We start from the raw sequence: 11,933 nt of genomic DNA, 5'->3' as shown, positions 1-11,933 counted from the left end.
CTATAATTCGCCAGTTTCCCGCCCATGAGCGGCACCGGAATAGGAAGTGAAGGAACCGGCTAAGCCTTTAAATGTCTGCCGGTTGTCAGTCCAGAGAGAGGAGAGGGTGTGAAGAAGTCTATCTATATCGCCTACACGGGCGGCACCATAGGGATGCAGCGTTCCGACCACGGTTATGTGCCGATGGCGGGTTTCATGGAAGATTGTCTGGCGCGGATGCCCGAGTTCCACCGGCCCGAGATGCCGGATTATCATATTCACGAATATGCCCCCCTCATCGACTCCTCCGACATGACCCCGGCGGACTGGCAGCGCATCGCCGAGGACATTCGTGACAACTACGAGCAGTACGACGGCTTCGTGATCCTGCACGGCACCGACACCATGTCGTTCACCGCGTCTGCGCTCTCCTTCATGCTGGAGGATCTGCACAAGCCGGTCATCATCACCGGCTCCCAGATCCCGCTCGCCGAGCTGCGCTCCGACGGCCAGCAGAACCTGCTCAATGCCCTCTATATCGCGGCCAACTACCCGATCCACGAGGTCACGCTGTTTTTCAACAATCAGCTCTATCGCGGCAACCGCAGCAAGAAGGTGCACGCGGACGGCTTCCACGCCTTCGATTCACCGAACTACCCGCCGCTGCTCAACGCCGGTATCGCCATCTCCCTGGAAGCGGGGGAGCTGGGCGTGCCGTCCGAGCGGCCGCTGGTGCTGCACGACATCACCCCCCAGCCCATCGGCGTGGTGACCCTCTATCCCGGCATCTCGGCGGAGGTGATCGCCAACATCCTGCAGCAACCGGTGCGGGCGCTGATCCTGCTCTCCTTCGGGGTGGGCAACGCGCCCCAGAACCCGGCTATGTTGGCGCTGCTCTCCGAGGCGTCGGCCCGGGGTGTCATCATCGTCAACCTGAGCCAGTGTCTGCACGGCAAGGTCAACATGGGGGGCTATGCCACCGGCAACGCGCTGTCCCGGGCCGGGGTCATCTCGGGTTTTGACATGACCGCCGAGGCGGCGCTCACCAAGCTGCACTTCCTGCTGAGCCAGGATCTGCCGGCGCCGCGCATCCGTGAGCTGATGCAGCAGTCCCTGCGCGGCGAGCTGACGCCCTGAGAAACTGCCCACGATCTTACTGCGAAGCCGTGATCAAGGCTCATGTGCTGCTCGGAATCCTCACGTATATCTATACGCTCCGGTTCCTGCGCTGCTCTTCACCTTGCTGACGCCTTCTCGCTACAGGTCGTGAACAGCTTCTGACCTCCCCCCATGGGGGAGAGTGAAAAAAGAGGGGAGCCATAATGGCTCCCCTCTTTAGTTGTGGCGGGCGGGTCAGGCTCAGTGGCTGAGATCGATACGGACTATCTCTTCCTCATCGCGATACTGGCGTTTGAGCTCGCTCTTGCTCTTCATCACGATCTCGCCGTCACGGCCTATGTTCATGTGCTCGGGATTCTCGAGGTGCATCGCCTGCCAGGCCATCACGGCCTGCAGCGAGGTGGCCTTCTGCTCGTCGGTGAGGGGCTGGCCATCCGGCCATTTGCCGAGCTCGACCGCGGTCTTGAGCCGCTCGTACACTTCCTTGGGCATCTGCCCTATCACCTGTTGAAACGACATTCGGCCTCTCCTTGAAAATTGAGCCATGAAGGGATCAGGCGGGCAGATCCTGACGGACTACGCCGGCCATCTGCTCCATTACCCGTACTACCTGACAACTGTACCCGAACTCGTTGTCATACCACACGTACAGCACGCAGTGATCCCCCTCGGCGATGGTGGCCTGGGAGTCCACTATGCCCGCGAAGCGGGAACCCACCATGTCGGAGGAGACCAGCTCGGTGCTGGCACTGAAATCGATCTGGCGATGCAGGGCCGAGCTCAGGGCCATCTGCTGCAGATAGGCGTTGAGGCTCTCTCTGTCGGTGGCTTGTTCCAGGCTCAGGTTGATGATGGCCAGGGACACGTTGGGGGTCGGCACCCGGATGGCGTTGCCGGTCAGCTTGCCTTTGAGCTCCGGCAGCGCCTTGGCCACCGCCTTGGCGGCGCCGGTGCTGGTCATCACCATGTTGAGGGCCGCGCTGCGACCGCGTCGCTCGCCCTTGTGATAGTTGTCGATGAGGTTCTGGTCGTTGGTGTAGGAGTGCACCGTCTCCACATGGCCGTGGCGGATGCCGAACTTGTCCTGCATCACCTTGAGCACAGGGGTGATGGCGTTGGTGGTGCAAGAGGCGGCGGAGACTATCTTGTCATCCGGGCCTATCACCTCGTGGTTGACCCCGAACACCACGTTCTTCATCTCCCCCTTGCCGGGAGCGGTCAGCAGCACCCGGGCGGCGCCGCGTGCCTTGAGGTGCTCGGACAGGCCTGCCTCGTCGCGCCAGACCCCGGTGTTGTCGACGATCAGCGCATTGTCGATGCCGTAGGCGGTGTAGTCGATGTCGGCCGGGCTGTTTGCATAGATCACCTGGATGAAGGTGCCGTTGGCGATGATGGCGCTGCGATTACTATCCACCTCGATGGAGCCGTTGAAGGGGCCGTGCACCGAGTCGCGGCGCAGCAGGCTGGCCCGCTTTTCCAGATCCCCCTCGCGGCCGCCGCGCACGACGATGGCGCGCAGCCGCAGAGAGTTGGCGGCGCCGGTGCGCTCGATCAGCAGCCGGGCCAGCAGGCGGCCGATGCGGCCAAAGCCGTAGAGCACCACGTCGGTCGGTGCCGGCACGCTGGCACGGTTCAGGGCCGGGGCCAGCTTGGCGCGCAGGTAGTCGTCTATACCGGCTTCATCCTGATGATCCTGCCAGTAACCCACCGCCAGCTTGCCGAGGTCCACTTCGGCGGCGGTCGGGTTCAGGGCGACCATGGCCTGGAGCAGGGGGAAGCTTTGCTGGATGGGGAGGGGGGCGCCCTGGTGGCGGCGAACGACCCGGTGGGCCTTGAGGATGTCGATGGTGGAGGCGTTCTGCAGCGGGCGCCCGTAGAGGGTGATCTCTATCCCTTGCTGGCGGTAGAGGCGACCAATCAAGGGCTGCATGGCTTCGGCGAGCTCCTGGCTCTCCTGCCACGCCTGCAAGTAGTGCTCGTGGGTCATTAACCAGATCCTTTATTTCACGTTGTTGAAGCAAGTTGCCTGGGCAAATTGACATTCGTCGAATGCAGATCAGTGTAGGGCTGACGGTTTCGTTATATTATTCTGCAGTCGCGGCCTTATACGGCGCGCGCATTGTAATGGATATGTAGCCTGTTTGCTAGTTGGCGGTGGCCAGTGCGGGTTGCGATTGTTACCAACCAGATGTGAACCATGACCCTATTCTCACAGCGTCCGTTACTGCTCCCCCTCGCCTGTTGTCTGACGCTGATGGCCTGCGACGACGACAGGATCCACAACATCTGCTCCCAATCCCCGACTCTGTGTGAGGATCTGGTGGACGACGGCTGGTGTCGCCATGAGCGCAGCGATGTCATCCGTGCCCGTTACTACCTCCAGGAGGAGGGCACGGACAGACGCCAGTACGAGTTGATGCGTGGCCTGGAGCGTTATCTGCAGTGTGCCGAGCACTCCACCAACATCGAATACAAGCGGGCCCGCGAGCAGAAGAGCCCCAGGGTGGAGGGCATGCTGGCCGCCGGCGCTCAGCTGGCGCAGCTGGATGCGCAGACCCGTGGTTCCCAGGATCCCTATCTGCTGCTCTGGCATTGGACCAACAACACCAATCCAGCGGCCCGTGCCAGCTTCCTTGCGCTGGAAGGCACCCCCGCCCTCGAGGAGCCGGAGCTGCAACTGGCCCTGGGGGGTATCTATGCCAAGAGCGAGCCCCAGAAGGCCATCGCCTTGATGCACCATGCACTCTCCCTCTACGGGGAAGGGGACAAGGTCAACAGCCGGATCCTCACCGCCCTCAGCACCCTCTACATGGGGCAGAAAGCATTTGATCTGGCCTATCAGTGGGGCAAGGTGAGCGAGTCGTTTCAGGAGACCCCCGAGGTGTCATCCACCCGCCTCGGGATCTACCACGCCATCGGCAAGGAGCAGCAGGAGAGGCTGGATCAAGCGGCCGCCACCATAGTCGACGCGCTCAGGGAAGGGAGCTACCAGGCCCCATGATCCCGCTACCACCCAGTGCCCGTGAATGGGCCCATGCGTTCGACATCCGCCTCGTCCATGGTCAGGTTCCCTGCGAGGGGCGGGTGCTCGAGCGGACCACGGTCAGGGCCGTGGTGATGCGCGGGGATGAACTGCTGTTGGTGCACTCTCGCGTCAACGGGGATCTGATGTTCCCCGGGGGCGGCATAGAGGCGGGGGAGTGCCACGGTACCGCCCTGGCCCGGGAGCTGCGCGAAGAGTGCGGCGCCGAGCTGGTGGCCGTGGGTCTGCTGCTCGGGCAGACCCGGGAGTTTCGCGCCGCCCGCGAGGCCGACTACGACGCCTACTGCATCCGCTCCTTCTATTACCTCTGCCAGGTGGGGGAGGCGTGGAGCGAGCCGCGCCCCCAACCCTACGAGATACGCCTTGGTTTCACCCCGGGCTGGTTCGCACTGGAAGAGGCTCTGCAGACCAACAAGACCCAGCTGGCTGGCCCCTGTCCCCAGTGGACGGTGCGCGAGACGAGGGTGCTGGCCGAGTTGCAGCACTGGGTGGATGCGGGTCTGCTGAGCTGACCGCCATGGGGTTCTGAGGATAAAAAAACCGCCATTCGGCGGTTTTTTTATTGTCGATGCCGGATCAGGGCACGCAGACCGGGCAGAAGGCGTAGGTGCCTTGCGGGTCATTGAAGCGGGTCAGCGGGTCCAGGCTGCGGTTCATCTCCACCAGCGCCTTGCCCAACCCGGCGGGCAGCCAGCTTTGCAGGTGCGGGGCCAGCGCCTGGGCGCTGCTGTCGAACAGCTCGCGCAGGAACTTGTCCCTTGCCGACTCTTCTGGTGCTATGGGGGTGACCTGCCAGCTCTTGAGGTTGGCGAGCTCGGCGGCGGCCTTGAGGGCGTCGTCCAGGTTGCCGAACTCGTCCACCAGCCCCAGTGCCTTGGCATCCAGGCCGGTCCAGACCCGGCCTTCGGCGGCTTTCTCCGCCTCTTCCGGGCTCAGGCCCCGGCCCTTGCCGACCAGGCCGACGAAGCGCTGGTAGGTGTCTTCCACGCTCAGCTGGATGGCCTGACCGACGTGCTCCGGCAGGGCCCGGGTCAGCCCGATCCCCACGAAGTCCGTGGTGCCGATGCCGTCGGTGTGCACCCCGTACTGGGAGAGCGCCTTGTCGATGGTGGCGAACATGCCGAACACCCCGATGGAGCCGGTGAGGGTGGTGGGGGATGCGAAGATCTTGTCCGCATCGGCGGAGATCCAGTAGCCACCGGAGGCGGCGTAGCTGCCCATGGAGATGACCACCGGCTTGCCAGCCTGCTTCAGGGCCAGCAGCTCGGCGCGGATCTGCTCGGCGGCGAAGGCGCTGCCACCCGGGCTGTCGACCCGCAGCACCACGGCCTTCACCTGGTCATCGCGGCGGGCCTCGGCCAGCAGATCGGCCAGGCTGTCGCCGCCTATGGTACCGGCGGGTTGCACCCCGTCCATGATGGCGCCGCTGGCGGTGATGAGACCCACCTCATCCTTGCCGCTCTGGGGATATTGCTCGGGGATGGCGGCCAGATACTCTTTCAGGCCGACCCCTTTCCAGCCGTGATCCTCGCTCTCGCCCACCTCCTTGATCACCGCCTGGGTCATCTCGTCACGGGTGGCGAGCTGATCCACCAGGCCGTTGTCGAGGGCGTAGCTGGCGGCATTGCCACCGGCCTTGCGCAGCAGCTCGAGGAAGTGATCCTTGTCTGGTGCGACAGCATCCGGCTCTATCTCCCGCTGCTCGGCCACGTCGGTGACATAGGATTGCCACAGCTGATCCAGCCAGCGCTGGTTCGCCTCCTTGCTCTCGGGGGACATCTCATCCCGGGTATAGGGCTCGACGAAGGATTTGTAGGTGCCGACCTTGAACACATGGGGGGTGACGTTGAGCTTCTCCAGCGCCGACTTGAAGTAGGTCTGGTAGACGCCAAAGCCTTCGATCAGCACGGCGCCGCTCTGGTTGAGCAGCACGTGGTCTGCGTGGGCGGCGAGCAGGTAGGCGCCCTGGCTGTAGTAGTCGGCCATGGCGATGACCGGTTTGCCGCTCTCCTTGAATGCGTCGATGGCGCTTGCCACTTCCTGCAGCTTGGAGAGGCTGGCTCCCTGCAGCCCCTGGGGCTTGAGCACCAGTGCCTTGATGCGATCGTCATCCCCGGCGCTCTTGATGGCCCACAACAGGTCGGAGAGCACGATTTCGCTCGGCTGATCGTCGCTTTTCTCCACCTGTCTCAGCAGTTGCACCGTCGGATCGGTTTGGGTGCGTTGTTCCACCAGTACGCCGGCGAGATTGAGGGTGAGGGCGCCCTCTATGGGGGTGCTGGGGGTCTCGCTCTGGTTGAGGCTGAAGGCGATGACCAGCACGACGATGAGAAACAGCAGATTGACCAGCATCAAGCGGGTAAAGTTGAGCAGACGCCAGAGGCTGCGAAACAGCCACCCCAGACCTTTGAAAATAGACATAGCCGTGCTAACGCCCTGTTAATGGGTAGAGAAGGGCATTATTAACCAGTTGACCCGCCAATTGCCATTTTCGCTTGGCTGGGATCGCCCCCCCTGGCTTCGGGATACGGCTGTTCGCCGAAAAAATGTCCAAACATTTGTTTGAAAAAGGATTTTCGATTCTTTACTCTAGCCTCAGTTTGATAACAAAAAATTAACTGGAGGCCCTGTGAGCCGCTACCCGACGTTGCTGACCCCCCGCAGTCCCCTTCTTCGTCACCATGTGCTGGCGGCATCTTGTGCGTCTGCCTCTAAAAGGAGTGCGTCATGAGCCTGTATCCAACGCTGCTGACACCCCTGGATCTCGGCTTTACCCAGCTCAAGAACCGGGTATTGATGGGTTCCATGCACACCGGCCTCGAGGAGGAGAAGGGGGGCTTTGACAAGCTGGCCGCCTTCTATGCCGAGCGCGCCCGCGGCGGTGTCGCCCTCATCGTCACCGGTGGCATCGCCCCCAACCTGCGGGGGCGCCTGGTGCCCCATGGCTCGCAGCTCAGCTTCCCCTGGCAGGTCGCCAAGCACAAGAAGGTGACCGGCGCCGTGCATCAGGAGGGGGGCAAGATAGCCCTGCAGATCCTCCATGCCGGTCGCTATGCCTATCATCCGTTCAGCCTGGCGCCGAGCGCCATCCGGGCTCCCATCTCTCCATTCAAGCCGCGCGCCATGAGTGAGCGGCAGATCCGTGGCACCATACGGGACTTCGCCTCGACCGCGGCACTGGCCAAGGCGGCGGGCTATGACGGTGTCGAGGTGATGGGGTCGGAAGGCTATCTCATCAACCAGTTCATCTGCGAGCGCACCAACCAGCGCAGCGACGGCTGGGGTGGCAGCAGCGAAAACCGCATGCGTTTTCCGCTGGAAATCGTGCGGGCCATTCGCGAGCGGGTCGGCAGCGACTTCATCATCATCTTCCGCCTCTCCATGCTGGATCTGGTGGAGAAGGGCTCCTCCCTAGAGGAGGTGATAGCGCTCGGGAAGGCGCTGGAGCAGGCCGGGGTGAGCCTCATCAACACCGGCATCGGCTGGCACGAGGCGCGCATCCCCACCATAGCCACCAGCGTGCCGCGCGGCGCCTTCAGCTGGGTGACCGCCGAGCTGAAAAAGCACCTCACAGTGCCGCTTATCACCACCAACCGCATCAATACCCCCGAGGTGGCCGAGCGCATCCTGGCGCAGGGGGAGGCGGACATGGTCTCCATGGCGCGCCCCTTCCTGGCGGATCCCGAGTTTGTCATCAAGGCCGCCGAGAACCGGGCGGACGAGATCAACACCTGCATCGCCTGCAACCAGGCCTGCCTGGATCACGTATTCAAGCAAAAACGCGCCTCCTGCCTGGTCAATCCCCGCGCCTGCTTCGAGACCGAGCTCAATTTCGGCCGGGTGCCCCAGCCCAAGAGGCTGGCGGTGGTGGGGGCCGGGCCGGCCGGGCTGGCGTTCGCCTGCTACGCCGCCGAGCGCGGCCATCAGGTGAGCCTGTTCGATCAGGCGCCGACCATAGGCGGCCAGTTCAACTTCGCCAAGCAGATCCCGGGCAAGGAGGAGTTTCACGAGACCCTGCGCTATTTCGCCAGACGGTTGGAGAAGTGCGGCGTCGAACTCTATCTGGGCCAGCGCCAGAGCGCCGAGAGCCTGCTTGGCGGTGGTTTTGACGAGGTGATCCTCGCCACCGGCATACGACCGCGCACCCCCAACATTCCCGGCATCGATCACCCCAAGGTGTTGAGTTACCTCGACGTGCTGCGCGATGGCAAGCCGGTGGGCGACAAGGTGGCGGTGATCGGGGCCGGCGGCATCGGCTTCGACGTGGCCGAGTTCCTGGTGGAGAAGAAGGCGGAGGGGAGCGCGGATCATCATCGCGATCACTGGCTCAGGGAGTGGGGCATCGACAAGAGCCTCGGCGAGCGCGGCGGTCTGATGACGCCGGTGATCGACGCTCCCGAGCGCCAGATCTGGCTGCTCCAGCGCAAGGAGAGCAAGGTGGGGGATGGCCTCGGCAAGACCACAGGCTGGATCCACCGCACCGTATTGAAGAACCGCAAGGTGCAGATGCTCTCCGGCGTGCAGTACCTGCGCATCGACGATGAAGGGCTGCACATCCAGGTGGGGGAAGCCAGACAGTGCCTGCCGGTGGATCAGGTGATCATCTGCGCCGGACAGGAGCCCCTGCGGGAGCTGCAGGCCGGCCTGCAGGCGGCGGGCAAGCCGGTGCATATCATAGGCGGTGCCGACGTGGCGGCGGAGCTGGACGCCAAGCGCGCCATCCGCCAGGGAGCCGAGCTGGCGTCCGTCATCTAGCGCCTTGGCCTGAGCCGGCACCACCAATGATAACCCCCTGACTATCAGGGGGTTATCATTGGTGGTGCCGACCGGCCCTGGCTGTGCTCCCCTTCGGGCTGTGCTAAGGTAGCGCCATCATTGCCTCCTGATAAGGAACTGACCATGGATGCCCTCTCCCTGTTACTCAACCGCCACTCCTGTGGCCGTCTGACCACCCCGGCCCCGAGTGGCGAGGTGCTCGACAATATTTTGAAGGCCGGCCTGCGAGCGCCGGATCACGGCACCCTGACTCCCTGGCAGTTCATCCTGTTTGAAGGGGAGGGGCGTGAGCGTCTGGGGACCCTGCTGGCGGACGCCGCTCGCACCCGCGGCGAGGATGAAGATAGCATCAAGAAATGCAGTGAGGCGCCCCTGCGAGCGCCCCTGGTGGTGGCCGTCGCGACCCGCTATCAGGCGCACCCCAAGGTACCTAAACTGGAGCAGGAGCTCTCCGCTGGCTGCGCCCTGATGGCGATGCAGATGGCGGCCCAGGCACAGGGGTTCAACGGCATCTGGCGCTCCGGCTGGTTCATCTTCGACGAGGGGATCAATCAGGGGCTGGGGCTGGCACCGGACGATCAACTGGTGGGCTTCCTCTACCTGGGCACCCCCATGCTGGAGGCGCGCAAGTTGCGGGAGTTGCCGATCGCCGACTTCGTACGTCGCTTCTGAGTCAAAGATAATGCACAAGAGCCCTGAATATTCAGGGCTTTTTTATTTCCCCCGGAACGACATCGGGCTGTACTCAAAATTGGAGGCTTGCCAAGAGGGGGGTAGGGGGTTGGCCGGACATTTTTTGAATAGTGAGAGGCTGTTCTCAATCCTGGTTGATTACCCTATGTAAAACGTTTGCGCCCCGTTATTATCCCACTGCCAGTTTAGAAGGTGACCCCTTCTAATTTTCTGCGATGAGAGTCGCAATTCCGTAGCACCTTTTTACAGCCCAGCGTCGTTATGACATTGGGCTTTATTTTTATGGGCGGTTTTCTGCATCAGCACCACGGCGTCTGTGGGCCCCTAGCTGCCGGTCACTGGCATCTAGGCCCTGGCGGGCAGGATGCGGGCCGGGTTGCCCACCACCCGCGCTCCGGCAGGGACGTCTCTGGTCACCACTGCGCCCGCACCGACGATGGCCTCCCGTCCTATGGTGACCCCCGGCAGCAGGATGGCGCCACCACCGATCCAGACCCTGTCCTCTATGGTCACCGGCAGCGCTGTTTCTACCCCCTGGATGCGCTCATCGGCGTCCAGCGCGTGGGCGGCGGTATAGATCTGTACGTTCGGCCCTATCATGACATCGGCGCCGATGCGGATAGGCGCGTTGTCCAGCAGGGTGGCCCCCATATTGATGTAGCTGCGCTCGCCAAGGTGGATGTGGCGGCCATAGGTGCAGTAGAGGGGCGGGCAGATAAAGGCGCCCTCCGCCAGCTCGCCGACGATCTCTTTGAGCAGCGCCAACTGCTGCTGCTCCTCTTCCGCGCGATTGAAGCGGCGATAGCGGAACGCCGTCTCCCGGCGTATCGCATCCAGCTCCTGGGCCATGCAGTTGTAAGGCTGGCTGGCGATCATCTTTTCGTATTCGGTCATGGCTAGGCCTCAATGGGGTGAAGGAGGAGAGGATAAGCCATCAAGGGCAATAGAAGCGTGAGGCTCTCCCCAGAGTGGGCAGAAGGGCGCGCAGCTGGCGCCGGGAAACGACAAGGGCACCCTGGGGTGCCCTTGTTGGGTATAGAGGATACCTGTTGCTATCAGCCGTGCTTGCGACCGCAGTGTTGCCGCCGCAATAGCTGCTTTCTATCAGCCGTCTTTGTGACCGCAGGCATCAAGATGACGGTCTCTATCAGCCGTGCTTGCGGCCTGAGAGGCGACACCACTCTTCCTTCACCGCGGTCGGGTCCATGTCGAACCACTGGCTGTAGATGGTCTCCAGCTCCGGGGCCTGGCTCTCCAGCACGCCGGAGAGCGCCATCAGGCTGCCGGGCTTGCCGTGGCCGGCGATGAGCGGCGCCAGCTCGCGCAGCGGGCCGGCCAGTATGTTGGCCACCACCACGTCAGCTTCGACGTCTTGCGGTTGGTCGGCAGGCAGGTAGAGTTCGATCTGGCCGGCGACGCCGTTACGTTCGGCGTTGTCATGGCTGGCCTGGATGGCCTGCGGGTCGATGTCGATGCCGATGACCCGGGCGGCGCCGAGTTTCAGGGCGGCGATGCCGAGGATGCCGGAGCCACAACCGAAGTCGACCACCGTCTTGCCGGCCAGATCCAGCCCATCCAGCCACTGCAGGCAGAGCGCTGTGGTGGGGTGGGTGCCGGTACCGAAGGCCAGGCCCGGATCCAGCATGACGTTGACCGCATCGGGATTCGGCACGTCGCGCCAGCTCGGGCAGATCCAGAGCCGCTTGCCGAACTGCATCGGGTGGAAGTGATCCATCCATTCCCGCACCCAGTCCTTGTCCTCCAGCTGCTCAACCTTGTAGCCGACGTCTTCCCCGAAGATCTGCTGGAAGAAGGCGATGGTGGGGGCCGGGTCGGTTTCGGCATCGAACAGCCCCATCACCTCGGTCTCGCCCCAGAGCGGCGTTTCACCAGGCAGTGGCTCGTAGACGGGCACATCCTGGGCATCCATAAAGGTCACCGCCTGGGCTCCACGCCCCAGCAGCATGTTGCTCACCTTGTCCGCAGTCTTGGCGGTGGCGTTGATTCGAATTTGTATCCAGGGCATGGGGTCGACTCTTCATAAATGTGAAACCGCGGGATTCTATCATCATGGGCCTGTGCTGTCGTGGTTTGCCCATGATGGGATGGGGAAGGAAGGCAACTCTGCCAAGTTGGCACGGTTAATGTATTCCTTACTGGGTGACGGGAAGCAACTTGTTCCCGCTGAATGCTTTGCTCTATGAAGTTCCGTCATCTTTTTCAGCCACCTTCGGGTGGCTTTTTTTAGGCGCTGTCCCAATTACGTGTTGGAAGACTAACCTTGGAGTAGGTCATCACCTTGAGGGCCTCCATCATGGATACC

10 protein-coding genes are annotated in these 11,933 nt (G+C 62.9%); 5 read left to right on the top strand and 5 right to left on the bottom strand.

Going from position 1 to position 11,933, the window contains the following annotated elements:
• The first annotated feature begins 108 nt into the window (after positions 1 to 108).
• A complete protein-coding gene (gene ansA / locus PG898_RS17565) occupies positions 109 to 1,116 on the top strand; it encodes an asparaginase (protein WP_042648756.1) in 1,008 nt (335 codons plus the stop codon).
• A 222-nt stretch (positions 1,117 to 1,338) separates the two neighbouring features.
• Here the strand turns inward: ansA and PG898_RS17560 are convergent, their stop codons facing one another.
• Positions 1,339 to 1,617: a YeaC family protein gene (locus PG898_RS17560; protein ID WP_041205171.1), complete on the bottom strand. Its 279-nt coding sequence runs from the start codon at positions 1,615 to 1,617 to the stop codon at positions 1,339 to 1,341.
• A gap of 34 nt (positions 1,618 to 1,651) precedes the next feature.
• A complete protein-coding gene (locus PG898_RS17555; protein WP_270824745.1) occupies positions 1,652 to 3,085 on the bottom strand; it encodes a glyceraldehyde-3-phosphate dehydrogenase in 1,434 nt (477 codons plus the stop codon).
• Positions 3,086 to 3,295: 210 nt separating this feature from the next.
• Between PG898_RS17555 and PG898_RS17550 the strand changes: the two genes are divergently transcribed.
• Entirely contained in the window at positions 3,296 to 4,099 is an 804-nt protein-coding gene (locus PG898_RS17550) for a DUF2989 domain-containing protein (RefSeq protein ID WP_041205173.1), read from the top strand.
• Positions 4,096 to 4,653, top strand: coding sequence for an NUDIX domain-containing protein (locus PG898_RS17545; RefSeq protein ID WP_270824746.1), 558 nt, complete (start codon positions 4,096 to 4,098; stop codon positions 4,651 to 4,653). The genes PG898_RS17550 and PG898_RS17545 overlap by 4 nt, the downstream gene beginning before the upstream one ends.
• A 64-nt stretch (positions 4,654 to 4,717) precedes the next feature.
• Here PG898_RS17545 and sppA read toward each other — a convergent pair whose 3' ends face one another.
• Positions 4,718 to 6,562 carry a signal peptide peptidase SppA gene (gene sppA, locus PG898_RS17540; protein ID WP_005326536.1) on the bottom strand — a complete coding sequence of 615 codons (1,845 nt, stop codon included), beginning with the start codon at positions 6,560 to 6,562 and terminating at the stop codon, positions 4,718 to 4,720.
• Between the two features lie 306 nt (positions 6,563 to 6,868).
• Between sppA and PG898_RS17535 the strand changes: the two genes are divergently transcribed.
• Together PG898_RS17535 and PG898_RS17530 are read left to right on the top strand one after the other, a co-directional pair.
• Positions 6,869 to 8,896: an NADPH-dependent 2,4-dienoyl-CoA reductase gene (locus PG898_RS17535; RefSeq protein ID WP_005326538.1), complete on the top strand. Its 2,028-nt coding sequence runs from the start codon at positions 6,869 to 6,871 to the stop codon at positions 8,894 to 8,896.
• Positions 8,897 to 9,040: 144 nt separating this feature from the next.
• Positions 9,041 to 9,589 (top strand): NAD(P)H nitroreductase, encoded by a 549-nt coding sequence (locus PG898_RS17530; RefSeq protein ID WP_005326541.1) that lies wholly within the window; start codon positions 9,041 to 9,043, stop codon positions 9,587 to 9,589.
• Between the two features lie 366 nt (positions 9,590 to 9,955).
• Here PG898_RS17530 and PG898_RS17525 read toward each other — a convergent pair whose 3' ends face one another.
• The gene (locus PG898_RS17525) at positions 9,956 to 10,504 is read right to left on the bottom strand and encodes a sugar O-acetyltransferase (protein ID WP_005326543.1); all 549 of its coding nucleotides are present in this window, start codon (positions 10,502 to 10,504) and stop codon (positions 9,956 to 9,958) included.
• 253 nt (positions 10,505 to 10,757) lie between these two features.
• Positions 10,758 to 11,636, bottom strand: coding sequence for a 50S ribosomal protein L11 methyltransferase (gene prmA / locus PG898_RS17520; protein ID WP_268434843.1), 879 nt, complete (start codon positions 11,634 to 11,636; stop codon positions 10,758 to 10,760).
• Positions 11,637 to 11,933: the final 297 nt, after the last annotated feature.

This window comes from Aeromonas sp. QDB31 (assembly GCF_027707605.1).
GTDB classification, from domain to species: domain Bacteria; phylum Pseudomonadota; class Gammaproteobacteria; order Enterobacterales; family Aeromonadaceae; genus Aeromonas; species Aeromonas media.
This window is presented reverse-complemented; position numbering and strand designations above follow the sequence as displayed.

What these genes read in the sequence shown, in the direction of transcription:
- PG898_RS17560 (WP_041205171.1), bottom strand. Translation starts at nt 1,617, where the DNA reads ATGTCGTTTCAACAGGTGATAGGGCAGATGCCCAAGGAAGTGTACGAG.
- PG898_RS17555 (WP_270824745.1), bottom strand. Translation starts at nt 3,085, where the DNA reads ATGACCCACGAGCACTACTTGCAGGCGTGGCAGGAGAGCCAGGAGCTC.
- PG898_RS17550 (WP_041205173.1), top strand. Translation starts at nt 3,296, where the DNA reads ATGACCCTATTCTCACAGCGTCCGTTACTGCTCCCCCTCGCCTGTTGT.
- PG898_RS17545 (WP_270824746.1), top strand. Translation starts at nt 4,096, where the DNA reads ATGATCCCGCTACCACCCAGTGCCCGTGAATGGGCCCATGCGTTCGAC.
- sppA (WP_005326536.1), bottom strand. Translation starts at nt 6,562, where the DNA reads ATGTCTATTTTCAAAGGTCTGGGGTGGCTGTTTCGCAGCCTCTGGCGT.
- PG898_RS17535 (WP_005326538.1), top strand. Translation starts at nt 6,869, where the DNA reads ATGAGCCTGTATCCAACGCTGCTGACACCCCTGGATCTCGGCTTTACC.
- PG898_RS17530 (WP_005326541.1), top strand. Translation starts at nt 9,041, where the DNA reads ATGGATGCCCTCTCCCTGTTACTCAACCGCCACTCCTGTGGCCGTCTG.
- PG898_RS17525 (WP_005326543.1), bottom strand. Translation starts at nt 10,504, where the DNA reads ATGACCGAATACGAAAAGATGATCGCCAGCCAGCCTTACAACTGCATG.
- prmA (WP_268434843.1), bottom strand. Translation starts at nt 11,636, where the DNA reads ATGCCCTGGATACAAATTCGAATCAACGCCACCGCCAAGACTGCGGAC.